The organism is Myxococcus sp. AB056, assembly GCF_006547365.1.
GTDB lineage: Bacteria > Myxococcota > Myxococcia > Myxococcales > Myxococcaceae > Myxococcus > Myxococcus virescens.
Map to the genome: position 1 here is coordinate 1 of NZ_VHLB01000109.1, position 26,528 is coordinate 26,528.

Here is a 26,528-nt window from a genome sequence, read left to right on the forward strand (position 1 = left end):
AAGAGACAGCCGCCACGCCACCCACCCCCACCGAGAGGTTGCGGTGGAAGAGCTGCGTCTCCAGTCGGCCGTCCACGTCCATCCTCCCCCAGGTGAAAACCTCAGCGCCCATCGTCAGACGGAAGTGGCGCTGCCCCAGGACACGCAGGCTCTGCGCGTCCCAGCTCAGAATCAGTTCGCCGTGTACCGAGTACCCGTCCGGAAACGGCGCGTCCGCCTGCGGCACAGCGTCCGGGCCCGCAACCTGGAAGCGTGCCAGCTCGTAGTCCGGGCCGAAGGCACCCTGGCGGAAGCCTCCGCGCTGGAGGCGGCCTTCCAGGCGCGCGCGCACGTCGGCCGTCGAGGACGCGTACTCCGCGCCCAGCCCCGCCACCGCGCCCCACGCGCCGCCCGTTCCGGGACGTCCGCCCCAGCCCGCATTCGCCTGCAGCTCGAAGCCCTTCTCCTTGGTGCGGCGGCTCACGAGAATCGCCGTCCCGTCGACGTGGGCCAGCGTCAGCGGCTCCGCAGTCCCTCCGGCCTTGCCCCAGTCATGCACCGCCGACACCGCCACCGAGTACTTCATGGGGTAGGGCTGGCGGCCGAAGAGGACGTGTTGCACGTCCAGGACGACTTCCGCTCCCATCAGCCGCGCGCCCAGCACGTCCGAAGCGAAGGCCTCCACGTAGAAGGGCCTCAGCATGGCCGTCACCAGCGCCCCCGCTGGGTGGTAGTCGGGGTTGCCCCGGTTGTTGTAGCGGCGCACCAGGTGCCCGGACAGCAGCGTGTAGGACTCCAACGCGCCCACCCAGACGAAGTTGGGCGCGTCGCCTCCCAACGTCAGCGTTTGCACCACCTGGCCCCAATCGGACAGCTCGTCCCAGTCCTCCTTTCGCAGCAGACTGGCGCCCGCCTCTCCACCCCACATGCGCAGCCGCACCGGCGCGCCCACGTCGAGGTGAAGGATGCCCGGCTTGACGAGCTCCAGCCGCGGCACCACCTGGAGGAAGCCTTCGTCCGTGCCGGCTCCCCGTCGAGGAAGCAGCGCCCACGTCGTGGCCTCCAGGCTCAGTCGGTTCGCCCAGCGAGAGCCCGAGCCGGACGAGGCCGGAGGCGCTTCCTCCTCTTCGTCCTCGTCGTCTTCAACGACAGGCTCGAGCAGTTCGTCCGCGCCCGGTTCGAGGAGGACGGTGTCTTCCTCGTCCTTCGCCAGGTCGGCTTCATAGGCAATCTCCTCCGCCCGCCCAGCTACGGGTAACAGCAGCAGCAACACGACAACCCAGCGCATGAACATCGACGTCTCCTGTGAAGGCCCCAGTAGCGGGGCAATGGACAGAGGCTTCCCGTTCAGTCCGGCAGTGCGCCGAGCTGTGGGGTGAGTGCATTGCATTGAGGGAGTCGCTGGCAGGCCGGCCGAGCGAAGCAATAAGCAGACGTGTCACGTCACGACGCCAGGAAGCCCGGCTCCGTCCCAACGGCAGACAGACGTGTCACGCCACGGCATCAGGCAAGACCCGGCTCCGCTCATGATTCCAAACGCGAATTGGGATGACTGAGGAAGGGCTCCTCAGCGCCCGTCAGGCACGCGGCCCGACGGAGCGCAGACGGCCACTCGGCGCACGACGACCGCCAGCACGCGCCTCACATGGCGGCGCGGGAGGTCCTCGGCGTAGCGCGAGAGCCCAACGCCTGTTTTCGAAGTGGAGCTAGGAAGGCGGCTCAGGAGCGTCGCCCTCCGGGCGCTCCTCGCGGCCACCCAGGAAGCGCGCAGTCGCGCGCACACGCTCCAGCACAGTGGGGAACACATCGCCCTCCAGGGCACGCCAGAATGGACTAGACCATTAGGTATAGTCCATTGGACCCTAGATTGGCATTCCGCACAAGCCCCCAAACGCCGGAAACCCATGCGAGGGCTTGATGGCAGCCCTCGCTGGGTTAAGGGAAGGTGACGTTGCCCAGGGTGACGGTGCGGCGCCCATCCGCATCCCAGAGCTTGAGCGTGAAGGGGCCTTTAGGGGACTCGGATGCAGCCTCAGCCTCCACCACCACTCGCTGGACAGCCGGACCGGAGGCCACGGGGCCGGACTGCCATACTCGAAGCACCTTCATCTCCTCGTTGGCCTTGCCCCGGAGCATCGCCCCCACTGCGGTCCACGGCTGGGCGTCTCCTACATACTTGAGAGTGACCTCGACGGCCACCCTGCGGGCTGTGCGATATGCATAGACAAGGTGTTTGCTTGCTGCCCCTCCCGGGGCTTGGGTCACACCCTCGGTCAGGTCGCGGAAGTCAACGCCTCGTCCGCTGAGGACTGCTGTCGAGATGAGTCCCGTCAGGCCATCAGGAGCACTTCGCTCTGCGCGCAGGCGCGCATTCTCCTCTTTGTACTGCTCGGCCTCGATGCGAGCCTGCCGGACTTCCTCCTGGTATGACTCGACGCGCCTCTTGCGTCGATAGACTTCGACATGCGCCTCTGATCTTGCCGGGTGCGCGACCAGGACAAACGTCGCGCTCGCCGGGGCCGCTCCATCCTGGAAACGCACCGTCAACTTGAGCCGCTCTCCTCCGGTGATTGCCTCTGAAGGGACCAAGCGCAAGGTATTGAGCCCAGCGTCCACCATCGCGAAACGCTCGCGTCCCTCGAGCGCCAGCCCCTCTCGACTCACCTCCGAATCAAAGAGGAACACCGTCGAGAGCCCTGGACTCACCGCCACTTCAGCCGCTGGCTGAGCATCATCCGAGACCAGCTCGATTCGGCGAACGCTCAGCGCCACGGCGGATGAGGGCGACTGCGCCAGAGCCGCCCCCTCTCCTGCGAGGAAGAGGAAAAGCAGCACGGCCGACACTGAATGATGCACGCGACGTTTCTCCTGGACCACGCCAGCGGCGACACCGCTGGCGACTCATGAGCGCCTGCCTAAAAGCAACATGTCATTCAAACTCACTCACTGCTTTGACCAAGATGGCAGAGTACACGCGGGCCTTACCGGTATCCCCTCCTCCGTCCTTTATCGTCAGTCCACGGTTGCGAGAGGAGTCCAGCACCTCCAGGCACACGGGGAAGCTTCCTTTGCTCGTGCGCGCCCGAGTCAGTCGGACATAGACGCGGTCGGCCACAGTGAGTCGCCCGGACAGAGTGGCCATGTCCTGCCCCAGAATGACCTGTGCAGTGCCATCCCTCACCGTTACGTACTTTTCCTCCCCTCGGACGAAGCTCGCGATCTCCGCGTCCCCAATCTCCATGCCGAGCATCTTCATGCCCTTGGTGGCTCCCGCCGGGCACGGTTCGGGATCTGGTGCGGGACGAACCTGTGGGCCCGAGCAGGCCAGCGCGCCGCACAGGGCCGTCGTCGCCAGGGCCGTGCCAACGCTTCGCGTGGCCTTCTTGGCGGGCGCTGGCGGGGAGGGAGGGGTGTCACTCTTGGGTGCATTCACGGTTGCAGTCACCTCGCGAATCGTCGCAGGGGGAGCGACGGCCGCAGGTGTTGCCTCCGGCCCGGTGGGAGCTGCGGCTTGGCCAGCTTGAGGTTTCTTTGCATATGCCGCTACTTCTTGACCGGGCCCGGAGGAGGACCCGCTCCCCGGTGGCAGGGGCGTCTGCTGCGAGAGAAGCGCCCCTGCGGCGAGCGCGCCGGCCAGCAACCCCGCCCCCAGCACGCGCCCAATCTTCAGTCGCGAGAGGAACGAGCGCCGCCCCAACTCGACGGCGGGGGCCAGGGGCACGGCTTGCGGGGGTTCCGCCGCCGGGGCGGCTTCCGCCCCCGCCTCGAGCGCCAAGAGCGGCAGCTGCGCCTCCACGGGCTGCATGGCCGCAGGCGCCAGCGGGGCATCGTGTGGCAATGCCGCGGGCATGCCTTCGCCCTGGACTGCCGGCAGCGCCTGCCTGGGGTCCTTGCCCCGGCGCATCTGGCGCAGAGGCTTCTTCGCCCACCGAGCCAGCGCGTTCGCCTTGCCCTCGTTCTCGGTGGTGGCCGAGTTCGGGCCATACGTGTCGAGCAAGGGCGTGTCCCACGCCTCCCCTTCCGCCCCGGACAGGAGCTCTTCCAGGGCCGCACAGACAGCGCTCGCATCGGGACGCGCAACAGGGTCCTTCTCCAGCAACCGCATGCACAACATGCCCAGCTGCTCCGGGACGAAGCGGTTGGCGCCGTGAGGGGGCACGGGCGACTTGTTGATGACACCCTCGATGTAGGTCAGCTCCGTCGAGTCGTCGAACGGCCACCTCGCCGTGAGGAGACGGTAGAGGACAATGCCCAGGGCCCACACGTCGTCCGAGGAGACCGACACATAGCGGCCGACGCCCTCGTCGAAATACTTCCGCATGAAGAGCCAGGCCTCGGGGGGCCGGTACTCCATCGTCCCGGGCGGCATGATGGACTGGGTGACACCGGAGCGCGCGCCCTTGTAATCCCCGATTCCGTAGTCCACCAGCACCGCCAGGCCGTCCGCTGCGCGCACCATGACGTTGGCATCCTTCACGTCCCGGTGCACCACCCCCGCCTCGTGCGAGGCTGCCAGCGCCCGCGCCACGTCGAGCGTCACCTTCGCAATCTGCCGAGCCGAGGGGTTCTCCTCCTTCACCCACTCGCCCAGCTTCCGCCCCTCCACGTACTCCATGGCGATGAGGGCGAAGTCGCGCTCCTCGGCCTGCCAGTAGGAGAAGCCGCGAATGCCCACCACGTTGGGGTGTTTCAGAAGCAAGAGGATGGAAATTTCCTTCTCGACCCGCCCCTCCACGCGCTGCCGCTCCACGAGCTTCAAGGCACAGGGCTGCCCGTCGTTAGTCGCGAGGTACACGGTGCCGAAGCCGCCCTGGTCCAGCTTCCTCACCACCGTGTAGCCCTTCACCACGTCCCCCGGGGACAGCACGGCTGGGGGGCCGTTGTCCCTCATGGCGACGTCCTCATGGCGACACTGTAGGACAGCAGGACTGCGGCTACGCGCATGCGACTCCCTCCCCGGCGCCGGCCGACGTTACCAGAAGCCCAGGGAAATCGCGCGAAGTCTTCTCCCACCTCCAACCACCTACCGCAGAGGACGCCAAGCCTCACATCAAGGTGAAGTTGACTAGCCTATCAGGTATAGTTTGTCTGGAATGTATATCCACCCCGACATCCGCGCCGTCGCCCTTCCGAAGGAGCCGGAGCCCTCCCGCCCCTTGTCCGCCATCATCGGCGACACCACGCGCATCGCCCGCATTCGTGCCAACCTGACACAGGCGGAGGTGGCCCAACTCATCGACATCTCTCCCACCACCTACTGCCGGCTCGAGCGAGGGCGAATGCTCCCCAGCGTCCAGACGCTGTACCGTCTGTGCCCCGCCCTCCGCACCACCCCCAACGAATTACTGGGCTACCGCGCCTCGCTGCCACCAGACGTCGTCGCTGCCGCCAAGGAGGCCCTGCTCCGACGTGTGCACGAGTTGGACGCGCACCAGGCCCTTGCCCTTATCCAGCTCCTGTCGGGCGTGCGCTGATGGAATCGTACTCCCTTGACAACTCGCAACTCAGGTATACTCCCTTGTACCTATGAACCAACAGCTTGCAGCGCACCTTGGTGCCATCGTCCGCCTCGCCCGGGAGCAGATGAGCCTGACGCAGGTCCAGGTCGCGGACCGCGTGGGACTGGCATCCGCCGTCTACAGCAGAGTTGAACGCGGGCACATGATTCCCAGCGTCGAGACGATGAAGAAGCTGTGCATCGAGCTGATGGTCTCCCCGGAGGACTTGATGGGGTTGACCGAGTCCTCGAACAGCGGAGCGCGGGCGCGGCCGGAGGACGACGCCGCGATGCGCCGACTCATCTTCGTCGCACGGAAGCTCGACGCAGGAAAGATGGACGCCCTCCTCCACGTCGCCACCGAGCTGGCCCGCTGAAGCAGCCCCCAGGGAGCCCCGAGCAGAGAGAGCAAGCATGGAGGGCAGGGCCCCACACCTTGAGGCCCTGCACCGGAGCACGCGCCCTCTGCTTGAGCGGGCCCCTGCGATGACGGAGCGCCTCCCGACGAAGGCCCCCGCTACGCCGCGCCGCGCTCCCGCAGCGCCTCATTCACGTCGGAGAGCTGCGCCTCCAGGCTCTTCTTCCTCAGTTGGAGGCGGGCCACATCATCCAGCCCCGCCTCCTCGTCGAGGTATCTCTCCCTCGGAGGGTCGGACTCCACGTCATCACGCACTTCCACTGTGAGGACGTCGCCCGCGCGGATGTTGTTGGCGTAGCACCACTTCAGGTGCTCGCGGTGCTCCCTACCCACGGAGCCCCCCACATGGAGCGTCAACTCCGGGTTTGCGTTGGACTCGTCGTGAGGGCGGCGCACCCACGTCAGGATGGTGGAGAGGACGCCGAAGTCCGGCACCCCCGCAGTGGTGATGTGCCGGCCATTGCGTAGGACGCGGAAGCAAAGCATCGGCGACCTACTCCTTCTTGAGGCCCAGCTCGTGCTTCTCCAGGCCCTCCGGGTAGAGGCCGGCCTCGCCGAACTCCACCTTGTCCCGCAGCTTCCCTCCCTCGGACACGACACGGGCCGCCTCCTTGATGGCCTCCGCACGCCCGTAGGGCTCGCGGAGCTGGGCGTGGGCAACACCCCGCAGCGCATCCCGCATGTCCGCCGCCGTCGTGAAGCGCTCCTCGGGGTTGAGGCGCAGCGCGGTGTGCAACACCGCCTTGAGGTCCTCGTTGAGGTGAGCCACCGCCTTCTCGACGACGTCCGGGTTGAACGCCGCCATGAGGGACTGCATCTGGTGCAGCGGCAGCGAGGGCGGCACCTCCGTGCGGAACCGAGTCTCCTTCGCTGCCACCACCGGGAGGTCATGCACCTCGAACAGGTGCTTGCCCGTGAAGACCTCCACCAGCATCACCCCCAAGCTGAAGACGTCGGAGCGCGGCGTCAGCCTTTCCATGCGCAGGTATTCGGGGCAGCAGTACGCGACGTCTCCTCGCAGCAGGGTCTCAGGCGATTCCTCGCGTCCCACCATCACCGAGTACGCCGCGCCGAAGTCCAGCACCTTCACCTCCCCGTGGAGGCCCAAGGCGATGTGCCGGGGACTCACGTCACGGTGGATGATGCCCAGCGGCTTACCGTCCTCTGATGTCAGCGTGTGCGCGTAGTGCAGCGCGTCCGCCACCTCCGCCCCCACGTACAAGCCAAAGCCTTCCGAGAGGGGCTGGCCTCTCACCAGCGCCGCGCACACCAGCGTCTCCATCGAGGGCCCGCCCACATACTCCATGACGGTGAAGGCGACGTCCTCCACCTCGTCCGCCTGCATGTGGAAGATTTGAGCGATGTTGGGGTGGGTGAGCCGGAAGGCCAACTGCACTTCTTCAATCATCCTCTGACGCTGAATGTACGTGAAGGGACTGGAGAGCTGGCGGACCAGACAGGGGCCGGACAGCACGCCATCCGCCACGCGCCGCTCCACCTCCACGAGCCGCTCGCCGTTCGGCCGCACCTCCAACTGCCTCACGCCTTCGTACCGCACGCCCTCCACCTCGAAGCGGACGTGCGCCGTACCGCGTGAAGACAGGGTGGGGATGCGGGGCGGTAACTCCTCCGTCGTCACTTCATCTTCTGAACGCTTCGGCATGGCTGTGAATCCTCCTGAACGCAGGGCTGCGGCTCGACGGTCAACGGACCTCTTCGTCACTGGAAACCGCACCAGAAAGGCAAGGTCCAGTTAACTTGACCGTCGAACTAACATGACCTTCCCGGCCTGTGAAGCCTTCTGGCACTCCTAGCGGACAGCGGGCAGCCCCATGAGCGCCTCTCCTGGGTGCAAGGCGCCCCAGCCCTGGCGTCACCTGCAGGCCCTGGCCGTTCGCAAAGGAAAAATGACTCGTGAGCGAAACCGCTGACTGGGTCCGATTCGCACACTGGCCCGTCGTGTCTTCGTCGAAGGTGAGCGACTGGCCTTCACTCCGGAGGAGAAGGCGCTGCTGAAGCACACGGCCTCCGAAGTGGGCATCAGCGACGGCGAAGCCGAGAGCGCGCTCGCCACGGAGGAGGGCACGTGACTCGGGAACACGCGGCGTGAGCACCAACAGTCCTAAGCATCCAGGAGTCGCGATTCGTTTCGCCGCCCCGGATGCGGTCCGCTGACCCGGCCCCTGGAACGTCCGCGGGGCACACCTCGACTCGGCGCTGTCGGAACCTGGAGTCGAGGCTTTCTACCTCCCTGAAACTAGGACCAGGAGACGGAGGAGCGGCGACTCCGCCCGCCTGGAGCGCCTCTTTTTTGCGCTGGCCTCCGGGACTTCTCGTCGTCGAAACTCGCGCGATGAGCCAGAAGAAGCTCTCTCGAAACGCGCGGTGCCCCTGCGGAACAGGCCTGAAGTACAAGTCTTGCTGCTACAGCAAGGGCTTCCACTACGTCGTCGATGACAGCGGAAACGTTTCCCGCTCAGTCCCTCTCAACGAGGAGGCCGTCGCGCTCCTTGAGCAACAGAGAGAGCGCTTCATCGCGAAGCACGGACGCCCTCCTGGGCCCAATGACCCCATCTTCGACCCGGAAGACATGGCCGACGAGGATATACGGACTGCGGAGATGGTGGCCGCCATGGCCAGGGCAGACATCCACCCTGCCCTCATTCACGCCTACCAGAAGACAGGCCTCCTCCTCACAGAGGAGAACAGGCACCTCATGCCAACGAGCCACGTCGAGGAGTTCGAGAACGCCGTGGACGAGTACTACGCCCTCCATCCAGAAGAGGACGAGGGCCTGGATAGCTGAGACGCAGCTTCGGGCCACACCGGGCTCCTGGAAGAGAGCCCGGCACCTCGCCCAAGGCCCAGACTCAGGCGGGCGTCACCTTGTCGAAGGGGCGCACCACCTTCCTACCGTCGGAGACGCGCGCCAACGTCACCGTCTTCGCCTTCTCGTCGACGGCCTTCACCTTCGCCGTGAAGGCGCCCCGCCCCTGCTTGTAGCGCACCTCCTGCCCCTCCGCGTATGGGACGGACGTCGCGGGGCCGGGACTGGAGCTGGTGGCTGCGGGCATGGGCTTCGCTGCGCGTCCCGCCCCATGCGGGCGCCCTCGGCCCTTCTGGGGCGCGGGCCCGGCCTTCGCAGGCTTCGGTGCGGCCTGCGGCCTCACCCACTTGCGCACAGGCACCGAGGACGGGCGCTTCGGCGCGGGCACGGACGCGGAGGCGCGCTTCGGCGCGGACGCCTCACGGGTTGGGCCAGCCTCAATGCCCAGGAACTGAACAACCTTCTCCAGCAGCTCCAGTTGCCGCCTCTGCAGCTCCAGTTGCCGGCCCATCGTCTTCTCCACCGCCTCCGCCACCGCAGCCTGAATGGTGCTCTTCATGTCGTTCTGCATGCGCTCTCGCTCTCCTCGCGGACCACCCGGCCCGCATATTCCTCAACACTCAAGACAGCCACTTGCACTCACGCTACACCAGGGAGTCCAGGCATTCGGACTCCCGTCTCAGAATGAAGCCTTCACCTCGCGCCAGCGCTCGCGCTGCATCTCCCACGCCCCCCCGTGTGCAACGGCTCGGAGGACTCGCTCGCTGAGGGGCTCCGCCCCATCCACGGCCTCGAGGAACAGCACCTCCTCCTGGATGTCGGGCGCCAGCAACCGCAAGTCCAACAGGTGCGTCACACGCGCCCGGGTAAAGCCCAGTTGACCGGCGACGTCCGCCGCGCTCGCCACGAGCCCCCGCTCAATGGCGGACTCCACATGGTGCGCCAGGGCCAGCATGCGCGCGACGCGCGAGGGCCTTCGCGCCACCTCTCGCGGCGACGGCGGCGCCCCCTCTCGGAAGCGCACCTTCGAGCGACGCACGCGGTGGAAGGGCGCGCTGACGAGGCCGGCCTCCGCCGACTGGGATTCGGGGCTGGTGCTCACGCCGCCACCCCTTCACACCCGGGCGATGCTGCCTCACCGGCATGGGCCAGGTACACGTCGACCTGGCCCGTCGCCTCGTTCATCACCACCCGGCCAACGAGGGCCCGCAGCAGGCGTCCCCGGTTGACTGCGGTGAGGGCGTCCCACACCGCGTCGAAGTCCGCCAGGGCCTGGGCCACCCACGCCGCCTCCAACCGCTCCCCCTCCGAGGCGTCCAGGGCGCGCTCCACCTCCGCCAGCCGCTTCTTCATGCCGGCGACCTCCTCCTCCGTGGCCGTCAGCTTCTCCTCCAAGAGGCGCCGCGCGGGGCCCTCCAGCTTCGCGAGGGAGTCCACCCACTTCCTCGACTCCCCAGCGCGCTTGGCCAAATCCCTCGGCAACTGCGTGCGCTCCACACGCAGGGCCTTGCGCTTCTCCTCCAGCCGCGCGGTGAGGCGTGCGTGTACTTGCGCCGCGAAGCCCTCGCCGACGGAGACTTCCCGCAGGCGCTCGACGACGAAGTCTTCCAGCGCAGGCCCCGGCAGGGGAGCTGCCCGGCACCCCTGCTTCCCCTCCTTGTCCCGAGTGACGCAGCGGTAGTAGCGGTACTCCCGCGTGCCCTTGCGCGTGCTGCCGGGCGTCATCGCCTCGCCACACAGGCCGCAGCGCAGCAGGCCTCGCAGCACGTAGTCGGGGTTGCGCCCGTGGTACTGGAGGCCGGGGCGCTCCAGCATGTCCCGCACCTGGTGGAAGGTGGCCCTGTCTACAATCGCCGGGTGCTCGCCCGGGTGCATCTCATCGCCATATGGCACGAAGCCCGCGTATAGGGGACTGCGCAAGAGGCGCAGCACGTCCTGCGTCGTCCACTTCCGAGCCGCGCGCGTGGCACCACTCTGGGCCTCATACCGCTTCGTCTTGCGCCCCCTCTCGTTGAGAAGGCGCGCCACCGCCGAGGCCTGCTGGTGCTGGAGGAACAGCTCGAAGGCCTCCCGCACCACCACCGCCTCGTACTCATTCGCGACGAGGCGCTTGTCCTTCACGTCGTAGCCCAGCGGCGCGCGCCCTCCCGTCCACAGCCCCTTGCGGCGCGCAGCGGCCACCTTGTCCCGCGTTCGTTCGGAAATCATCTCCCGCTCAAACTCGGCGAAAGACATCAGCATGTTGAGGGTGAGCCGCCCCATCGCATCGGCGGTGGAGAAGTTCTGCGTCACGGAGACGAAGGACGCGCCCGCCGTGTTGAGGCGCTCCATGACTTTCGCGAAGTCGAGGAGGCTGCGGGAGAGGCGGTCCACCTTGTACACCACCACCACGTCCACTCGGCCCGCGTCGACGTCCTGCATCAGCCGCTGGAAGGCGGGCCGCTCCATGTTGGCGCCGGTGAAACCGCCGTCGTCGTAGCACTCGTCCACCAACGCCCAGCCGGGCTGGCGCTGCACGTAGGCGACACAGGACTCGCGCTGGGCGTCCAGCGAGTTGAACTCCATCTCCAGCCCCGCCGCCGTGGACTTGCGCGTGTACACGGCGCAGCGCTTCGCGTCCGAGGGCGCTGGCTTGCTCTTCCTCATTCCCCCTCCGAATTCCCGGGCGTCGTCGGCCGCGTGGGCTCGGCGCTCGAGGCTGGCGGTTGCCCAGCGAAACGCTCCGCCGCAGCCACCAGTCGCTCCATGTTGTCGTTGAGGCGCTTCAACTCACGGACGAGCGCCGGCATCGTCCCCTCGTAGAAGCGCTGCCCCATGTGCGTCTGGAAGAAGGCAGGGCCGCTCATGGCGTCACCGCCTTCGGGCTGCCGTCCTTGAGGCCGAAGAAGGTGAAGCCATTCCAGGCCGTGCCCGTAATCAGCTTGGCCACGGAGGAGAGGCTGCGGTGAAGCTGGCCCTCGTATTCAATTCCGTCCTCGCGCACCGTCACCCTGTGCTGCGCGCCTTTGAAGACGCGCGCCAGCACCGTGCCCGGCGGCGGCAGGCGCGCGTCGCGCCCGTCCGCAGCGGCTGCGCGCCCGTCCGCAGCGGCTGGAGGAGGCGGCGCGGAGGGCTTCGTCTCCTCCACCTGCCGCATCCTCCAGCGCTCGGGCAGCCTGTCGCCCAATTCCGAGATGCGTGCGACGGCACGCGCGGAGAGGCTCCCTTCGGCCAGCTCCTGAATCCGGAAGGCCAGGCGCTTCTTCAGGTAGTCCCGGTTGCGGCTGCGCGTGGGCTCGCCGTACAGCTCCAGGTACTTCTTCGCCAAATCCGGCACTGACATGCTGGCCAGCGCGGCCAGTTGCTGTGGCACGTCCGCCAGCTCCTTGCGCGCGGCCCGCGCAATCCCCTTCTTCGCCATGGTGGTGTCTCCTTCGTCCGGGGCTGCACGCCCTCGGGCGAAAACCATGGACGCTCTGTCCCCAGAAGAAGACAAGTCGAGAGTCTGCGGCTCAGCCATGCGCGCTCTCCTCCGCGCTCCACGCGGGCGCCTGTCCTTGCCGCTGCGCATGTCGACGCAGCCACAACTCCCAGAGCGCCTCGGACAGCACGTCGACTGCATCCTCGCGGCGTTGCCGCACGGGGATTGGCCGCTCGGCCACCGCGACGTCATCCTCAACCTGCTTTGACATTCTCGGGTCCATCACCATGACAAGAGCCACCTGCAAGCATTTGGGGACATGCCCACGCGTCTCCACACCCCACGGCTGTCGGCCGTAGGGCACTCACCGCTCGGGCCAGCTATCCGCTGACGTCCTCCGCCGTGTAATCGCTGTTGCGAGCACGCCAGTCGTGGGAGTGCGGGAAGTCCTCTGCCGAGACGAGGCGCGTACGCGACAAGTCCATCACCACGGCGCGGCGGCGGTTCATCCGCCCGTCGAAGCAGATGCGCTCATTCAGGGCGACGACGTAGCCACCCTCGCGGAGATTCTCGTGCAGCAGGCGCCGCAGCGCCTTCGTGTCCACCACCTCGCCCTCGTAGTCGATGCGCTTGCAGTGGGCGCGGAAGGCGTCGTAGGCGCTCTCCAGGTGCAGGCAGAAGCGCTCGCCCTCGAAGACGTAATGCACCCGGTGCCGCAGATGCCCCTGAACGGCCATGACGCTCAGCATCTCGAGGAAGGTGTCGAGGGCGTTCTTCACCCCGGCTTCCGTCTCGAGGATGTCCGCCAGCACGGCGTCGACGGCTTCGCGGGCTCCGAGGTCCTTGGGGAGCTCGTAGCCGCACTCCTGGGCGAACTGCTCGAAGAGGTGCAGCCCCAGCAACATGGCCGTCACGTTGTCGACGACGCGGGGAGGCACATCTCGGCCCTCGAGCAAGGTGTCCGCCACGGCCCGGGCCACCTGGAAGTCCTTGTCGAAGTCACGCCCCAGGCAGAATTGAATGTAGCGAGGCGCGAAGAGGGCCAGGTTGACGGACTTCAGCTTGCGGAAGGCCGCGCGGCAGTCGCGCCGCTTCAACGTCGCCTTCTCCGGGTTGACGGTGAGAAGGCGCTCAAGGAGGGCGGCCTCCGTGGGGCGCGTCTCGCCTGCCACGCAGAGCGGCGCGTGCAGGCGGTAGCTCACCACCGACAAGTCTGAGCGGCCCCGCTCCTCCGTCTCCCCGCGGTAGAGGCGCCGCATGTAGCGGTGCAGCAGCTGAAGCCGGTGGAGCGGCATGTCGTAGGGCTTGTACTCGTCCGCTACCACCGGCACGGAGCGCGTGGCCGACAGCAGCTTCACGAAGGCGAATTCCGTCTCCGTCACGCTGTAGGCGTCGGAGGACGGCACGCCGAAGAGGGGCCAGAAGACGTCGGTGCACATGCTCGACTTGCCGCTGCCCTGCGTCCCATGGATGAAGAGGAGCGGGAAGGAGCCCACCTTCTCCATGAGGCGCGGCTTCATGGGTGTGACGAAGAACCACCCCAGTATGGGCAGCACCACCTGGGGCGTGTTGATTTTGAGCAGGCACTCGAAAACCGTGCTCGCCACGTCGTGGAAGGTGTCGTCGTCCGTGGCCTCGTACCGAACGCGCGATTCCAGCGAGGTGCCATTCGGCAGGTACGCCACGGGAGAGTCCGAGAGGAAGCCCCCCACCCCAATGGTGCACCCAGGCGCCACCCAGACGTGGTGCGCTCCCCGCTTGAAGTCCCCCAGCGTCGTGGTGCCTGGCAGCCGCGGCACCGGCCGGCGAGCCACCACGCGCAGCAGGCCCTGCACGTTGTTGTCGCTGCCCGTCCACTGCGTGTGGACGGACGGCAGGTGGTGCAGCAGCTCCTTGCGTGAGTGGAAGGCCCGGCGCGGCAGCCGCGCTCCGTCCACCTCGGCCCCCTTGTCTGTGCGGACATCCCCGAGGAACACCTCCCCCTCCTCGGTTTCCACAAGGGCCGTCGGCGTGAAGGTGAAGGAGGAAATCGCCTTCGCCTCTCCCCGCTGCGTCACCGCGTAGTAGCAGTACGCGTCCTCGTACACCTCGCCGTCGATGGTGTCATCGCCGCTACTGCCCTTCCCGCCTCCCTTGGAGTCCGCGCCCTCCGCGCCCTCGCCCGCCGCTGAAGTGCGCACCGCGCGGGCCATGGACAGCCGCAGCTTCTGCGTGGCCAGGCCCGTGCGCACCTCCAGCAGACCCAGGTACTTCTCCTGCGCGGACGGCGGACGGTGGGCAATCGCCTCGAGAATGGGCTTGAGGCGGTACTCCACGTCCTGGGCCGGCACCGTCGCGAGCGCCTCCACGGCTTTCTCGATGTCGAAGACGACGTCGTACAGCTCGCAGCGCACGTCCGGCTCGCGGTTGACGCGGCAGTAGCCCAAGCCCTGGAGGGAGTGGCAGGGCGGCGCCACGGCGCCATCCTCGCGGGCGGTGGCCACCACCTTCTCGTAGGCCTTGCGGATGTAGCCGACGCCGTCCCGTCCCTTCAGCTTCCCCAGGCCGCGCCTGTCGTACTCGAGGACGAGCTCCGTGACTTCGTCGAGGCCCAGCCCCTTGTGCGCGAAGAAGCGCACCATGTTGAAGATGGCGACGCTCCGGTCCTCCGCCCCCTGCTCCCACAGGCGCTGCACCGGGCCACACATCTCCACCGGGTGCGCCCAGTCGTACTCCCCCGTCGCCGTCCGGCGGGCCTTCACCGTCCCCTGCGGTGCCGAGGTGGACGGCGCCAGCGGCAGCGCCACCTGAGCTGGACGCGCAAGGCTCGCCACCGGCTGCTGCACCGGCGCTCTCAGCACGCGCTCCAGGAGGCCTGCGTCTTCGACGCGCTCGAAGCCAGCCAGCGCCTGAGCTGCGCGGTGAGGCCGCTCCGCCGTCCCCGCCCCCTTCCGGGCGACGGTGCCCACCACCTTGATGATGCGGGCCACGTCATGGATGGAGTCCACGCGCACGCGCTCGGAGCCGAAGCGGGCACGGAACTCGGCCTCGAAGGCCTTCAGTCCCGCCTGCACGCGCTCGTGGCTCTCGCCCTCCAGGGACTGCGGCGGCAGGGCGAACCAGAGCTGCGCCCCGTTGCCGCTCATCATAAGCCGTGGGCGGACAAGGCCCTGCGCTTCACACCAGGCCGCGGCGGCGTCCGCCACCTGGAGAGTCAGCGAGAGCTCGTCCTCGGTGCTGGCCGTGTCCTTGGGGCGCACGGGGTCCAGGTCCACCACCGTGGCCGTCACCACCTCGATGTCCTTGCTGCCCGCTCCAGTGCGCAACGGGCGCAGGACGTTGGGGGCCAGTTCGAGCAGGCGCCGGGGCCGCGGCTGAATGCCCACGTACACGTTGCCGTCAGCATTGGCCGCCGCGCAGGTCGCGACGAAGGCCTCCTCGTCGTCGAAGAAGCCCAGGCCGACAATGCCTCCGCCGCCCGGGCGGATGACACGGACTTCGCTCACGCCATGCGGCGCGTGCGCAAGCCACCGCCAGGTGGCGCGGATGGCGTTGGGGTTGGGGTTGGGAGCGCTCGGAGGGGTATCAATAGGTGTCGTCATCGAAGGTACTCACTCTCTGGTGGTTCAATGCACGTCGGCGCGGGCCGCCACTCCCAACACCGAGGCGTACTGCTGGCGACGCTCCGCGTGGTGGCGCCGGAGCAACGGCACCCTCGCGTCGACGAAGTCGATGAGGACGGAGCTCTTCTTCTCTTCGTGCGGACGCATCAGACGTCCGAGGCGCTGGACGGTGCGTCCACGCGCGCGGCCGGGGTACACGAGGAAGACGCGCGAGAGGCGCGGCAAGTCGAGTCCCTCGTCGGCCAGGCTCGTGGCCACCAGCACACGGACGCGTCCGGCGCGCGCCTGGTCCAGGAGGGCCTTGCGCGCCTCGCGCGGCACCTCACTCGTCAACGCGGCGGCCGACAGGCCGGTGGCCGAGAGCCGCTGCGCCAGCAGCTCGCAGTGGTCCACCCTTCCCGTGAGGACGAGGCACAGGTGGCCCGCCCAGGCCTCGCGAGCCACGGCACCGAGGACGAGGTCATTGCGCGCCTTGTCTTCCGCCAGCGCTTCCAGCATGGGCGCGTAGTCGGAGGCGCGGCCATAGGGGAAGTCGAAGGCCGTCTCCACGGCGCGCACCTCGGGCACCACCAGCACCCCGCGTGCGACGAGTTCCTCGTGTTTCACCATGGCCAAGGGGGCGCCCAGGTACAGCCGCAAGAGCGGCGTCAGCCCATCCTCCCGCTCGGGCGTCGCCGTCAGGCCCAGCCGGTAGCGCGCCGGGCAACGGTCCACGATTCGATGGAAGGCGCTGGCGGCGATGTGGTGGGCCTCATCGAGGACGAGCAGGCCGAAGCGGCCGAGGAAGGCGTCGAGCTTCGGCTCCTCCCACCGGGCCAGGGACTGGACGACGGCCACGGTGACGGGACGTACCTCCTCTTCCCCGGCGCCCACGAGGCCCGCCTCCAGGCCCAGGCGCTCGCGCACGTGCTCTCGCCACTGCTCGGCCAGGTCCAGTGTGTGGACGAGGATGAGCGTCTGCGTGCGGAGCCGTGCGATTGCGCCGACTGCGAGGACACTCTTCCCTGCCCCGCATGGGAGCACCGCCGTCCCCTGGGTGGCCTTCGCCAGCCGCTCCACGGCCTCGGCCTGGTAGTCGCGCAAGGACACCTCCGGAAGCTTCGCCAGGCGCTTGGGCGGCAGCACACGCGCGTCCTCGAAGGACAACGTCAGGCCCGCTTCCTCCGCGGCCCGGCGCAGCAGGTGAATGGCCCCGCGCGGCAACACCAGCTCGCGCGCCTCCTGGCGGAAGAAGTACAGCGTCTGGGGCTCCGCCCCCGGGCGCTTGCGCAGCCGCACCAGCTTCCAGTACGCGGGGTTGGGCAGGGAAAGTGCCCTGCAGAGGCCCTCCACCATCTTCGGCGGCACGTCACTCGCCGCGAGCCTCAGCCCGGCGTCCACGCGCACGCGCAGCGTCCGCTTGTCCGTACCCGCGTTGCGCGCAGGCGCAGGCGGCGCGGCCCCCACGCTGGCGTCCTGGGTGCGAGAGACAACACGTCCCCCGTCCCCGCGCATTTCGGAGAAGTCTTCCACCATTCGTTTGTTTCCTCAGTGAGGCGCGTCGGGGGCACGCAACAGGCCCCCTTCGCGCATGGCTACGGCAACAGGCTCAGCAGGGCGCGCTCACGGCCCGAAGGGGTCCACGCCCGCGACGCTCTCCGCGGAGTACTCGGCCACGAGGGAGTCCACGTAGGCGCGCGCCAGCTCCCCCTTCGAAGCCGGCAAGTCGCGGATGCGCTGCACGGCGAACTTCTGGAGGAACCTGTCCACCGCCTCGCGCGGCAGCGCCTTCAGCGCGGTGGCCATGGCCTGCGCGAGCTTCACGTCGACAGGCTCACTCGCCTTCGCACTGGCTGCGCTCGTGGGCGGTGTACCGCTCGCCGCAGCCGCGGCCTCGGCGGTGTGCAGCTTCTGGATGTCGTGCAGGCGCAACGCCTGGAAGGCCTGCTGCTCCTCCAGGGAGAGCTGGCACTCCGGGAGGATGGAGTACGTCGTCTTCGGGTCATTGGCGACGCCGTGACGCTTCACCTCGAAGGCCCACTTCTCCAACCCGTACTTCGCCCGGACTTCCATGAGCGTGTCGAAGAAGGCCGTGGGCCGCTCGAGCACCTTCACCTCACGACTGCTGTAGAGGGCCACGTTGTAGGTGACGCGCAACGAGGACTTGTGCCCCTGGGCCCTCAGCTTCTCGTCGAAGGCGACGCACCGGCCGCCGATGAAGCACACCTCTCGCGGGTACGGTTCCCCGAGGAAGACGACGACTGCGGTGTCCCCGTCGTTCGCGAGCTTCAGCCAGGCGCCGCCGGCCTGCTCGTGCTGCTTGGCCATCGCGGCCGTCTGTTCCCACATGTTGGTCATGGTGCTCATTCCTCCTTCTGGCAGTGCGTGGTGGGGGCGTGGCGCTCGCGCCGGTACACCGAGAACAACTCGGTGCCGTCCTCCGTGGAGCCCGCCGCCTCGATGTTGAAGTCCGCGTCGGTGTCCACCACGTGCTGAATCTCCCAGCGGCGGAAGAGGCCCGGCAGGCGGACGTAGTCATTGGCCTGGGCCCCGGCGCACTCGCAGCAGAGGCATGGGCTACGGCCCCCCGCTTCCGGCCCTGAGTCGCCCCGGCCCACCACCCGGAGGTGGTGCCCGTCGATGCGCGCGAAGAAGCGCACGTATGTTTCACCATGCTCAAAGTTGTTTCGCGTGGCTGTCTTCATTCAGTCCTTCCAGGTTGCAGGCAATACAGTGGCGTTGCTGTCCGCCGGGACGGACAGGGTGTCTCGAAGCAGGATTGGATTGGGGCGCGAGGCGGCCCCGTTACTCCCTCAAAGCCAGGCGGCACGCGGAGGGGACATACGATTCGCGCATTCCGTCAGCCGCCCCCTCCCGGTGCCCTCTCGGTTGTTTCAAAATCCACAAACTCTAAAAAGCACCCCCACCCGCCGATTTGGGACAAGAAATCTTTTTCGGGGATTTTATTCTTCATTTTCCGCAGGCGAACCAGGGCCCGCTGGACGCGCTTGCGCGCCGCTGCAGGTGCAAGCCCGAAGCTCGCGCCGGCCTCGGCGTAGTCCACCTCGCGCAGAAGGACGGACACCACCAGGTCGGTGTCCTCGCCCGTCAACGGGAGGAGCAGCGCGCGCAGCTCTTCCACCTCTGTGTTGAAGGAGCGGGCTCGAGGCACGGAGGGGACGGGCCACGGCCCCGAGGGAGCCCCGCCGTCTGCTTCCGCCAGTCTCCCAAGGCGCACGCGTTGGCGTTGCGCCTCGAACTCCTTGTGCCAGTCCTTGAGGACGTCGCGCTCCGTACCACGCACAAGTGTCGCGGCCACACGCTGGACGCCGGACAATTCGACGCGCGCCACGAGCCCCATGAAGGACGCGGCAATCGAGGACACCACCTCCACAGGTGCGCTCTCCATTCGCCTGAGACATCGGCGATACACGCTGTCCAACCCCGGCCAGAGGCCCAGCCACAACAACGCCACGAAGGCGTTAGCCGCGGCGCCCATCTGCACCAGCATGACGAGGCCCGCGAGTAAGCCATCCTTGATGTGAGACTCGCCTTCGCGCGCAGTGAGGAATGAAACGAGGTCCTCCGGCTGCTCGAAGCCGGAGAGCGCCTCCCAGTTGCGCCGCAAGACGCGATAGGCACGCTGCGCCTCGGCCGTCCGGAGGGCCATGCCAAGCTCTCGATTGAGCGCACTCCAGTTACGACTCACTGATACATGCCGCCCGGGCCCTGCGCTCGGCGCGCGGGGAAGTGCCGGGTGAGGGGAGACAAGGCCGAGCCCCGTTGAGGGAATGGCGCCAGCGCCTCCGAGGCCGCCCCGTTTCCGGCGGGCACCTCGTGGCGGCGGCGCGTCTGGCGAAGGAAGAGGCGGGCGCTCCACGCACCCAAGCCCTCACTACGGTGACGGGCAGGCCCCTTTCCGACTGGGGGCACGGCAATGGGCGAGCGGCGTGCCCAGGGAGGCCAGAACGAGGCTCCCACGGCGCAGGCCATGCCCACGCTGAACGGCGCACCAGCGCCTCGGCATCACCATCAGTGTCGAGCCAATCACAACAAACCAGCACATCGTGCCGAACCCGTAATTCACGCGGCTTCCCCTCACAGCCCAAGGACGACACCGCGCTGAACCGTGCCCGCGGGCAATACACACGACAGCGTGAAGCCTGGGCGTGACCACGGCGTGACGGCGCGAAGAGAAACGCGCACCCAGCCCTCCCACGCCGGCAACACCCCTCCGCGCTTCATGGTGATGCTTGTTTTTCATGTCTCGACCCCCTCCCAAACTCCCAATACCCAGACAGTCACGCATTCATCGTCGCTATCGCCACGCTTAAGTTTTCCATCGAGAACATCCGAAGTGGTTGAGGTGGCGTCGGGGACACGGTCGCGCGCGCCTCTGCGACTTTCATGCCCGCACACGTCGTCACTCGGACTTCGACGTCGCACGGAGACACGAGCCGCCCATCCATTCGGGCTTCGGCTTCGCGCAGCAAACTGCTCGTCCAGGCATTCGGACGCGCGCCACGTGAAATCCCCTTGTCTCGCTGTATCACCGCCCCACCTTCGGCTGGAGCTTCCGCCCAACCGCCCATCCGGCGCGTCTCAGAAATCCGGGAAGCGACGGCCCTGACAGGGCGCAGATGACACGGAAGGCGTCAGATGCGGCCCCAAGTGGCTCCCGCGCCTGTTCACGCGCGTGGAGGCCGTTTCCGGCCGTTCTGCGGGCATTCACAGGCCATGGCGTGGACGCATCCGCTCACGCCGCATGCCCGCTCGCGCGCGCCTTCACATTCAGCCGCACACGGTTTTACTTCACGAGTGGGTGTGGACAGCGTGGACAGCTGTGGACAGCACTCTGTCCACACTTAACTCCATGACTTCCTTAACGAAAACCTCACTGTGGACAGTGTGGACAGCTTTTATAGGGAGAGACACGTATGCGTGCGCGCGCACTTGTACATGGAGCCTTCGCGTGCGCGCGCACATGACGTAGGGGTACTCTTCAAAAGCTGTCCACACTGTCCACAGCGACCTATCTTCGCGCAATCACTCGCGAAACCTGTGGACAGAGACATGTCCACGGGCCGTCCACGCGCTGTCCACAGGGCGAAAGATAGTCCAGGACGTTGAGGTGGCCGCCCTCGCATTCACAAACAGATGCACTGACTTTCACTTCATGAGTGGGTGTGGACAGCGTGGACAGCTGTGGACAGCACTCTGTCCACACTTAACTCCATGACTTCCTTAACGAAAACCTCACTGTGGACAGTGTGGACAGCTTTTATAGGGAGAGACACGTATGCGTGCGCGCGCACTTGTACATGGAGCCTTCGCGTGCGCGCGCACATGACGTAGGGGTACTCTTCAAAAGCTGTCCACACTGTCCACAGCGACCTATCTTCGCGCAATCGCTCGCGAAACCTGTGGACAGAGACATGTCCACGGGCCGTCCATGAGCTGTCCACAGGCGAGGGATGTCCCCGACTCTTCGCCGGATGCCTTTGTGCTTCTTTCCCTCGGCGCTTCGCTCGCCTGGGGAAATCCAAAATAAAATCGGGCGAAATGATTTCTTGTCCCAAATCGAAGGGATGGGGTGAGTTTAGGATGTATCGGCAAACACGCGCCGCCGACATCCGCGCATGGCCCTTACACACCTCCTCCAGCCCACTCCCGCCCCACAGCGTCCGCCTGGCGTGACGTGCGAAGCCTATGTCCGCGGCGAGGGCAACCACTGCCTGCACTACCGGCATGGCGGTGGCTGCGCTCTGCCCGGCGTGGGTACTTGCACCGAGTGGCTGAAGGTCAATCGGCAGTCCCGGCCTCCTCGTGACGTGGCCGCGCCGCCTGTCCCCGTGCCTCCGAAGAAGTCCGCTCCAGCCGCTGTGGATCTCTTCGGGCATCCGCTGACCGAGGCTGGCTCGAAGAAGCCCGCCCCGGCCTCCGCCTCCAAGCCCTCGCCGCCAGTTGCGTCCCTCGATGTGAAGGTGCCGGACTCGGAAGCCCCGCTCTCCGCCCTGCGCGGTCTCACCGACGAGGACATCGCCAGCTTCAAGGCGCTCGGTGCCGAGGTGTGCTTCGCCTCGGAAACCTACGGCGAAGTGTGGCTCGTCCCTGCCTACACCGGCCAGGCCCGAAAGGAGCTCACCCCGGAGCACGCCGCCACCCTGGTGCGCGTCCTGTCTGCCTTCCCGGGCTCACGCGTCATGTCCTTCGAAAAGCGGCCGGCCTCCGCAGAGGTGTCGCCATGAGCGTGGCCCACGCCTGTGAAACACACGCAGGGAGCCATGCTGACTGTCCCCTTCGACTTGATGTGTCTCTCGAAAAGAGCGTGATGACTGTCTCACGACACGCCACTGCACCGGCCCGGAGGCCCACGTCATGAGCGACCTGCGAAACGAGCATTTGTCATACAGCCGGCTGAGCCGCTTCGAGGCCTGCCCACTGTCCTACCGGCTCCACTACCTCGACAAGCACACGGCCCAGCCCGGTGTGCCCTTGAGCTTCGGGAAGGCGCTGCATGCCGTCCTCGAGCGGCTCCTTCAGGAAGTCATCGACACCGAGTACGCGGGTCCTCTCTCCGACGAGCGTGCCCTCCAGCTCTACAGTAAAGCGTGGACTGCCGAGGGCCTCTCCGGCCTGGATCTCTTCCACCAGGGCCTCGGCATCCTCCAGGACTTCGTGCGCCAGCAGGGGCGCGTGGACGCCCGCGACATCCTCGCCGTCGAGAAGGAGTTCCGCCTGCCGGTGGGGCCCTTCACCGTCCTGGGCTTCATCGACCGCGTCGACTGGGTGGACGACGAGACGGTCCACGTCATCGATTACAAGTCCAACCACCAGCTCTTCACCCGCGAGGAGCTGGACTCCAGCCTCCAGCTCAGCCTCTACGCCCTCGCCGCACGCCGCCTCTGGCCCTGGGCCAAGAAGGTGCGACTGTCCATGTGGATGCTCCGCCATGGCATCCGGCAGGAGACGACGCGTACCGAGGAGCAGTTGGACGCCGCCCTCGCCTACGTCGAGACGCTGGGCCAGCAGATGGAGACGGCGGAGTCCTTCCCCGCTCGCCTCAACCCCAACTGCGTCCACTGCGACCACCGGCGAAGCTGCCCCGCCTACGCCCAGGCGCTGGAGGGCCAGCGTGACGTCGTCTGCGAGGACACCTCCGACCTGGAGGCCGTCGCCCGCGAGCGCGAGGAGGTGGCCTGCCTCGCGAGGATTCTCGATGCGCGCAAAGCGGAGCTGGAGGGCGTCCTCCGGGCCCACCTCTCCAAGAAGGAGGAACTCGTCCTCGCCGGCATGCGCTACCGCATGTTCAACACCATCAGCCTCAACTACCCGCTGGAGCCCACCCTCTCGAGGTTGGCCTCGGCCATGTGCCTGCCCAGATACGAGTTGGTGGAGCGCCTCACCACCATCGACAAGAAGGCCCTCAACGCGCTGCTGAAGGACGCGGTCAAGCGCCTGGGCACCGCCCGCGTCGCGCTGCTGAAGGCCGAGCTGGACTCCCTCGCCACCAAACACCACTCGCCCAGGTTCTGGGCCAAAGAGGTCGCATAGTGCTGCTCGCTCAATCTGATTCCGACACCACTCCTGTCTCTGCGCTCCGCCAGCCGCTCTTCCCCAGCCTCCCGCCGCACTTGCGGACGCTCTGCTTCATCGACCTGGAGACGACGGGGTTGGACTCCTCCCGGCACGAAGTGCTGGAGGTGGCCGTGCTCCGCGTCGACGCCCGCAGCCTCAAGGTGCTGGCGGAGTACGAGGCCCGCGTGCAGCCCACCCGGCTGGCTGACGCCGACCCCGCAGCCCTGGCCGTGTGCGGCTACTCCGACGAGGAGTGGCGGGACGCCCTGCCCCTGCGGGAAGTCTTGGCCACCGTGACGCCGCTGCTGACGGGCACCCTCGTGGCCGCCCACAACACCAACTTCGACTGGGGCTTCCTCACCGAGGGGTACCGCCGCACCAAGCAGGCCCTGCCCTCCGTCGACTACCACCGCCTCGACACCGCCAGCCTCGCGTGGCCGCTGCTCGCCACGGGCGAGGTGGAGTCCCTCTCCCTCAACGCCCTGGCCAAGCGCTTCGGCCTCCACCGGCCCACGCCTCACCGCGCCATGGCGGACGCTCGCTGCGCGCTGGAGGTGGCCCGCTGCCTCGCGGTGCGCATGGCCCGGGGCGGGCACATGGAGCGGCTGCTGGAGGAGTCAGGAGGTGTCTCGTGAGCGGCGCGTCCTCCCGTCGCAAGGGCGCGGATTTCGAGCGCGCCCTCGTCCACCGCTTCCGCGAGGCCATGCCGGAGGCGCTCATCCGTCGCGGCCTCCAGTACCGCACCGGCCAGGAGGTGTCCGACGTCGAGGTGCCGTGTTTTTGGCTGGAAGCAAAGGCCCACCAGCGCACCAACGTCCGCGAGGCCATGCGCCAGGCGGTGGAGACGTGCCCACCGGGCCGCTGGCCACTCGCCGTGTGCAAGGACGACGGGCAGCAGCCCCTCGTCACCATGCAGTTGGATGACTTCCTCGAGCTGGTACGCGAGTGGTGGGAGGCCCGTCCTCGGTGAGTGACTTCTTCGGCCACCTCCTCGTCCTGCTGCGTGCGGAGGCACTCGCCCCTCGGCACCATGCCGTCTTCGCGGCTGCGCGCACGCGGCGGCCCGCCTTCGCACGCCACGCCACGCTCGAATCGGTGCTGGCCGCCATGGCTGACGCGCGCGAGGAGACGTACCCGGAGCGGGAAGCCCTCACCCGGGCCCTGGTGGCTGAAATGCAGGCCTCCCCCAGCCCCGCGTGGACGGCTGCCCTCGCCTCCTCCTACGCCCCCATGTTGTGCCGCCTGCGCCAACGCCTCCGCAGCAACGGCGTGCCCAAGGAGGACCTGGACCAGCTCGTCCTCGCCACCTTCCTCTCCGTCGCGCGCAACTTCCCCCTCCCCCGCTGGCGGGATTGGACGGCAGTCCGACTACGCCAGCAGACGGCGCGCGAGGTGTTCCGCTACCTGCGCAAGGAGCGCGCGGAGCAGCACGACAAGTACACGCCCCAGCAGCTCGCGGCGTGGCTGCCCGATACCCGCCCTGTCACGCCGATGGAGAGCATCAGGCGGACCAGCGTCCGCCGCAGCTTCGTGCGCAGGGACGCGGTGCTGGTCCAAATGGCGAAGGCCAGCCTGCCGCACAGCGACGTCGAGGTCCTCATGGCTACTGTCGTCCGGAGGGAGAAGCTGCGCACCTACGTCAGCCGCCTCGTCGAAGGTGACGCCGCCGAGACCGAGAGGACGTACCAGCGCCTGAAGCGCCAGCGCACGCGGCTGATGCAGCGCCTGCGCACCCAGGCGGTGGACGTCGCAGCGCAGCCCTCCAGTGGCTGCTGAGGGAAGGCATGGCCCAGAAGAAGCCCCCAAAGAAGCTGGGGCGCCCCACCAAGGCCGAAGGCCCCCGGTTTCCTCCCGACACAGTGGACCGGCTCCTCGTCGAGGGCGAGGAGGTGCCCACCACGCAAGGCCGTGTGAAGAGGCGCTTTCCCTCCTTCCGCGAGCTGGCCCAGCGCTTCGGCGTCGCCCACAGCGCCATTGCCCGGTACGCCGAGCACCACGACTGTCTCGGCCGCCGCAAGCGCCTCCTCGCGGAAACGTCACGCGCGATGCTGGTGCGTGCCGAAGCGCATCCTCCGCTGCTGCCCGCGCAACTCGCGCCGCCCGCGCCTGCCGAAGCGCTACCTCCTCCCGCGCAACTCGCGCCGCCCGCGCCTGCCGAAGCGCTCCTTCCCCCGCCGCCGTCCTCGCCTCCCGAAGCGCTACCTCCCGCACCGCCTACTGCGCAGCGCAAGTTGGGACGCCCCCTCAAGTCCGAGGAGCCCGCCCTCCCTCGCCAGGAGCTCGACAAGGCCCTCGTCTTCGGCGACGTGAAGGCGCTCCCCGACGGCTCCACCATGACGTCCTACGCCTCGTACCGCGAGCTGGCCGAGCGCTTTGGCGTCGCCACCTCCCTCATCGCCAACTACTCCAGGGAGCACAACTGCCTGCGCCGCCGCGAGGAGGCCAAGACTCGCATCGCCACCAAGGCGGACCAGAAGCTGATTGAGCTGCGCGCCAACGCCATCGCCGTCTCCAAGGACGACGCCCTGAAGATGATTGACGGCTACCTCCTCGGCTTCGAGGAGGCCCTCGCCGAGGGCCGCGTGCGCGTCGACAACCCCACCGACTTCAACACCATGGTGCGCCTGAAGGAGTTCGTCCAAGGCGGCGCCGACTCCCGCCAGGAGCTGCACGCCAGCTTCTCGCTGGAGGGCCTCCAGGCCCGGCACGCCCAGGCCCTGCGCGCTGCGCGCGAGACGACGCCCGCCGTGCGCGGCGAGGTGGACGCGGAGGTGGTGAGCAGCGACGACGAGGACCTCGACACGGCCTCGCCGGGAAACACCAAGGACGACACCCTCATCAAGCCACCCACGGACGTCGCGTCCCCCGCCGACTCCGTCTGAGTGCGCCCTCCGGTAAGTGAACGGAGCTTTTCCGCGATCAATTTCGCCGTTCACTTTCACGCCGCCAGGCCGCGCCTGGTCACTTTCCCCCGGGAGCTCCACCTGGCGCGCAGAAGCACACGTCTGGCGCCACAGCCTTCGTAGTTTCGCGAGGTTAGGGCGGACAGCCACCAGGTCCATGAGCGCCGCGGTACGAGTTCGGGCCTGAACTCGCGCCCGGAAGCACACTCCGTCCAGCGGGCCGGACGCCAGCGCGCCGTTCACTTCCCCGGCCCGCCCGCCCCTTCCTTCGCTGCGGCCCCGCTGACCGCCACCTGGCCTCAAGGCGCGCGCCCCCGGTTCAGCCCCGCGCACCGCGCCTGGCGC

The 26,528-nt window shown here is 67.7% G+C and carries 26 protein-coding genes; 10 read left to right on the plus strand and 16 right to left on the minus strand.

Features of this window, described 5'->3' with window-relative positions:
• From FMP39_RS32190 to FMP39_RS32200, 3 genes are all read right to left on the minus strand, one after another.
• A partial coding sequence (locus tag FMP39_RS32190) for a hypothetical protein (RefSeq protein ID WP_141593881.1) occupies positions 1–1,273 on the minus strand: 1,273 nt, incomplete at its 3' end.
• A 641-nt stretch (positions 1,274–1,914) separates the two neighbouring features.
• Positions 1,915–2,835, minus strand: coding sequence for a DUF2381 family protein (locus FMP39_RS32195; protein WP_141593882.1), 921 nt, complete (start codon positions 2,833–2,835; stop codon positions 1,915–1,917).
• A gap of 73 nt (positions 2,836–2,908) precedes the next feature.
• Positions 2,909–4,870: a serine/threonine-protein kinase gene (locus FMP39_RS32200; RefSeq protein ID WP_141593883.1), complete on the minus strand. Its 1,962-nt coding sequence runs from the start codon at positions 4,868–4,870 to the stop codon at positions 2,909–2,911.
• Positions 4,871–5,072: 202 nt separating this feature from the next.
• Here FMP39_RS32200 and FMP39_RS32205 point away from each other — a divergent pair, with 202 nt between their 5' ends.
• Both FMP39_RS32205 and FMP39_RS32210 read left to right on the plus strand, forming a co-directional pair.
• A complete protein-coding gene (locus tag FMP39_RS32205; RefSeq protein WP_141593884.1) occupies positions 5,073–5,453 on the plus strand; it encodes a helix-turn-helix domain-containing protein in 381 nt (126 codons plus the stop codon).
• A 52-nt stretch (positions 5,454–5,505) separates the two neighbouring features.
• On the plus strand, positions 5,506–5,853 hold the full coding sequence (locus FMP39_RS32210) for a helix-turn-helix domain-containing protein (RefSeq protein ID WP_141593885.1): 348 nt from the start codon (positions 5,506–5,508) through the stop codon (positions 5,851–5,853).
• A gap of 140 nt (positions 5,854–5,993) precedes the next feature.
• Here the strand turns inward: FMP39_RS32210 and FMP39_RS32215 are convergent, their stop codons facing one another.
• Positions 5,994–6,380, minus strand: coding sequence for a hypothetical protein (locus FMP39_RS32215; RefSeq protein WP_141593886.1), 387 nt, complete (start codon positions 6,378–6,380; stop codon positions 5,994–5,996).
• A gap of 7 nt (positions 6,381–6,387) precedes the next feature.
• Positions 6,388–7,557: a serine/threonine-protein kinase gene (locus tag FMP39_RS32220; RefSeq protein WP_141593887.1), complete on the minus strand. Its 1,170-nt coding sequence runs from the start codon at positions 7,555–7,557 to the stop codon at positions 6,388–6,390.
• 319 nt (positions 7,558–7,876) lie between these two features.
• Between FMP39_RS32220 and FMP39_RS32225 the strand changes: the two genes are divergently transcribed.
• Positions 7,877–7,984, plus strand: a complete 108-nt coding sequence (locus FMP39_RS32225; protein ID WP_246137890.1) for a DUF2379 family protein — start codon at positions 7,877–7,879, stop codon at positions 7,982–7,984.
• A gap of 263 nt (positions 7,985–8,247) precedes the next feature.
• Positions 8,248–8,700 (plus strand): YecA family protein, encoded by a 453-nt coding sequence (locus FMP39_RS32230; protein ID WP_141593888.1) that lies wholly within the window; start codon positions 8,248–8,250, stop codon positions 8,698–8,700.
• 64 nt (positions 8,701–8,764) lie between these two features.
• Here the strand turns inward: FMP39_RS32230 and FMP39_RS32235 are convergent, their stop codons facing one another.
• The 11 genes from FMP39_RS32235 to FMP39_RS32285 form a co-directional block, all read right to left on the minus strand.
• A complete protein-coding gene (locus FMP39_RS32235; protein WP_141593889.1) occupies positions 8,765–9,292 on the minus strand; it encodes a PspA in 528 nt (175 codons plus the stop codon).
• A 108-nt stretch (positions 9,293–9,400) separates the two neighbouring features.
• Complete coding sequence (locus FMP39_RS32240; RefSeq protein WP_141593890.1) at positions 9,401–9,823, minus strand: hypothetical protein; 423 nt, start codon at positions 9,821–9,823, stop codon at positions 9,401–9,403.
• Positions 9,820–11,367, minus strand: a complete 1,548-nt coding sequence (locus FMP39_RS32245; protein ID WP_141593891.1) for a recombinase family protein — start codon at positions 11,365–11,367, stop codon at positions 9,820–9,822. The genes FMP39_RS32240 and FMP39_RS32245 overlap by 4 nt, the downstream gene beginning before the upstream one ends.
• Positions 11,364–11,567 (minus strand): hypothetical protein, encoded by a 204-nt coding sequence (locus FMP39_RS32250; protein WP_141593892.1) that lies wholly within the window; start codon positions 11,565–11,567, stop codon positions 11,364–11,366. Before FMP39_RS32250 ends, FMP39_RS32245 begins: the two co-directional genes overlap by 4 nt.
• Positions 11,564–12,121 (minus strand): DUF2924 domain-containing protein, encoded by a 558-nt coding sequence (locus FMP39_RS32255; RefSeq protein WP_141593893.1) that lies wholly within the window; start codon positions 12,119–12,121, stop codon positions 11,564–11,566. The genes FMP39_RS32250 and FMP39_RS32255 overlap by 4 nt, the downstream gene beginning before the upstream one ends.
• Before the next feature lie 91 nt (positions 12,122–12,212).
• Positions 12,213–12,392, minus strand: a complete 180-nt coding sequence (locus tag FMP39_RS32260; RefSeq protein WP_141593894.1) for a hypothetical protein — start codon at positions 12,390–12,392, stop codon at positions 12,213–12,215.
• Positions 12,393–12,501: 109 nt separating this feature from the next.
• On the minus strand, positions 12,502–15,702 hold the full coding sequence (locus FMP39_RS32265; protein WP_141593895.1) for a hypothetical protein: 3,201 nt from the start codon (positions 15,700–15,702) through the stop codon (positions 12,502–12,504).
• 24 nt (positions 15,703–15,726) lie between these two features.
• Positions 15,727–17,238: a DEAD/DEAH box helicase gene (locus FMP39_RS32270; RefSeq protein WP_141593896.1), complete on the minus strand. Its 1,512-nt coding sequence runs from the start codon at positions 17,236–17,238 to the stop codon at positions 15,727–15,729.
• An 87-nt stretch (positions 17,239–17,325) separates the two neighbouring features.
• Complete coding sequence (locus FMP39_RS32275) at positions 17,326–18,060, minus strand: hypothetical protein (RefSeq protein ID WP_141593897.1); 735 nt, start codon at positions 18,058–18,060, stop codon at positions 17,326–17,328.
• A 5-nt stretch (positions 18,061–18,065) separates the two neighbouring features.
• Positions 18,066–18,407: a hypothetical protein gene (locus FMP39_RS32280; protein WP_141593898.1), complete on the minus strand. Its 342-nt coding sequence runs from the start codon at positions 18,405–18,407 to the stop codon at positions 18,066–18,068.
• A gap of 155 nt (positions 18,408–18,562) precedes the next feature.
• On the minus strand, positions 18,563–19,372 hold the full coding sequence (locus FMP39_RS32285) for a sigma-70 family RNA polymerase sigma factor (protein ID WP_141593899.1): 810 nt from the start codon (positions 19,370–19,372) through the stop codon (positions 18,563–18,565).
• Positions 19,373–21,341: 1,969 nt separating this feature from the next.
• On the opposite strand from FMP39_RS32285, the gene FMP39_RS32290 reads away from it, so the two are divergent.
• From FMP39_RS32290 to FMP39_RS32315, 6 genes are all read left to right on the plus strand, one after another.
• A complete protein-coding gene (locus FMP39_RS32290) occupies positions 21,342–21,950 on the plus strand; it encodes a hypothetical protein (protein WP_141593900.1) in 609 nt (202 codons plus the stop codon).
• Positions 21,951–22,080: 130 nt separating this feature from the next.
• A complete protein-coding gene (locus tag FMP39_RS32295) occupies positions 22,081–23,256 on the plus strand; it encodes a PD-(D/E)XK nuclease family protein (RefSeq protein WP_141593901.1) in 1,176 nt (391 codons plus the stop codon).
• 80 nt (positions 23,257–23,336) lie between these two features.
• Positions 23,337–23,915 carry a 3'-5' exonuclease gene (locus FMP39_RS32300; protein ID WP_228558518.1) on the plus strand — a complete coding sequence of 193 codons (579 nt, stop codon included), beginning with the start codon at positions 23,337–23,339 and terminating at the stop codon, positions 23,913–23,915.
• Complete coding sequence (locus tag FMP39_RS32305) at positions 23,912–24,250, plus strand: hypothetical protein (protein WP_141593903.1); 339 nt, start codon at positions 23,912–23,914, stop codon at positions 24,248–24,250. The genes FMP39_RS32300 and FMP39_RS32305 overlap by 4 nt, the downstream gene beginning before the upstream one ends.
• Complete coding sequence (locus FMP39_RS32310; protein WP_141593904.1) at positions 24,226–25,056, plus strand: hypothetical protein; 831 nt, start codon at positions 24,226–24,228, stop codon at positions 25,054–25,056. The genes FMP39_RS32305 and FMP39_RS32310 overlap by 25 nt, the downstream gene beginning before the upstream one ends.
• A gap of 8 nt (positions 25,057–25,064) precedes the next feature.
• A complete protein-coding gene (locus FMP39_RS32315) occupies positions 25,065–26,162 on the plus strand; it encodes an AT hook motif domain protein (RefSeq protein WP_141593905.1) in 1,098 nt (365 codons plus the stop codon).
• Positions 26,163–26,528: the final 366 nt, after the last annotated feature.

Bases quoted from the DNA above. Each gene is read 5' to 3' on its own strand.
- FMP39_RS32275 (WP_141593897.1), bottom strand. From the start codon at position 18,060: ATGACCAACATGTGGGAACAGACGGCCGCGATGGCCAAGCAGCACGAG.
- FMP39_RS32205 (WP_141593884.1), top strand. From the start codon at position 5,073: ATGTATATCCACCCCGACATCCGCGCCGTCGCCCTTCCGAAGGAGCCG.
- FMP39_RS32235 (WP_141593889.1), bottom strand. From the start codon at position 9,292: ATGCAGAACGACATGAAGAGCACCATTCAGGCTGCGGTGGCGGAGGCG.
- FMP39_RS32255 (WP_141593893.1), bottom strand. From the start codon at position 12,121: ATGGCGAAGAAGGGGATTGCGCGGGCCGCGCGCAAGGAGCTGGCGGAC.
- FMP39_RS32265 (WP_141593895.1), bottom strand. From the start codon at position 15,702: ATGACGACACCTATTGATACCCCTCCGAGCGCTCCCAACCCCAACCCC.
- FMP39_RS32245 (WP_141593891.1), bottom strand. From the start codon at position 11,367: ATGAGGAAGAGCAAGCCAGCGCCCTCGGACGCGAAGCGCTGCGCCGTG.
- FMP39_RS32220 (WP_141593887.1), bottom strand. From the start codon at position 7,557: ATGCCGAAGCGTTCAGAAGATGAAGTGACGACGGAGGAGTTACCGCCC.
- FMP39_RS32200 (WP_141593883.1), bottom strand. From the start codon at position 4,870: ATGAGGGACAACGGCCCCCCAGCCGTGCTGTCCCCGGGGGACGTGGTG.
- FMP39_RS32270 (WP_141593896.1), bottom strand. From the start codon at position 17,238: ATGGTGGAAGACTTCTCCGAAATGCGCGGGGACGGGGGACGTGTTGTC.
- FMP39_RS32215 (WP_141593886.1), bottom strand. From the start codon at position 6,380: ATGCTTTGCTTCCGCGTCCTACGCAATGGCCGGCACATCACCACTGCG.
- FMP39_RS32280 (WP_141593898.1), bottom strand. From the start codon at position 18,407: ATGAAGACAGCCACGCGAAACAACTTTGAGCATGGTGAAACATACGTG.
- FMP39_RS32250 (WP_141593892.1), bottom strand. From the start codon at position 11,567: ATGAGCGGCCCTGCCTTCTTCCAGACGCACATGGGGCAGCGCTTCTAC.
- FMP39_RS32260 (WP_141593894.1), bottom strand. From the start codon at position 12,392: ATGTCAAAGCAGGTTGAGGATGACGTCGCGGTGGCCGAGCGGCCAATC.
- FMP39_RS32315 (WP_141593905.1), top strand. From the start codon at position 25,065: ATGGCCCAGAAGAAGCCCCCAAAGAAGCTGGGGCGCCCCACCAAGGCC.
- FMP39_RS32295 (WP_141593901.1), top strand. From the start codon at position 22,081: ATGAGCGACCTGCGAAACGAGCATTTGTCATACAGCCGGCTGAGCCGC.
- FMP39_RS32290 (WP_141593900.1), top strand. From the start codon at position 21,342: ATGGCCCTTACACACCTCCTCCAGCCCACTCCCGCCCCACAGCGTCCG.
- FMP39_RS32210 (WP_141593885.1), top strand. From the start codon at position 5,506: ATGAACCAACAGCTTGCAGCGCACCTTGGTGCCATCGTCCGCCTCGCC.
- FMP39_RS32230 (WP_141593888.1), top strand. From the start codon at position 8,248: ATGAGCCAGAAGAAGCTCTCTCGAAACGCGCGGTGCCCCTGCGGAACA.
- FMP39_RS32285 (WP_141593899.1), bottom strand. From the start codon at position 19,372: ATGGCCCTCCGGACGGCCGAGGCGCAGCGTGCCTATCGCGTCTTGCGG.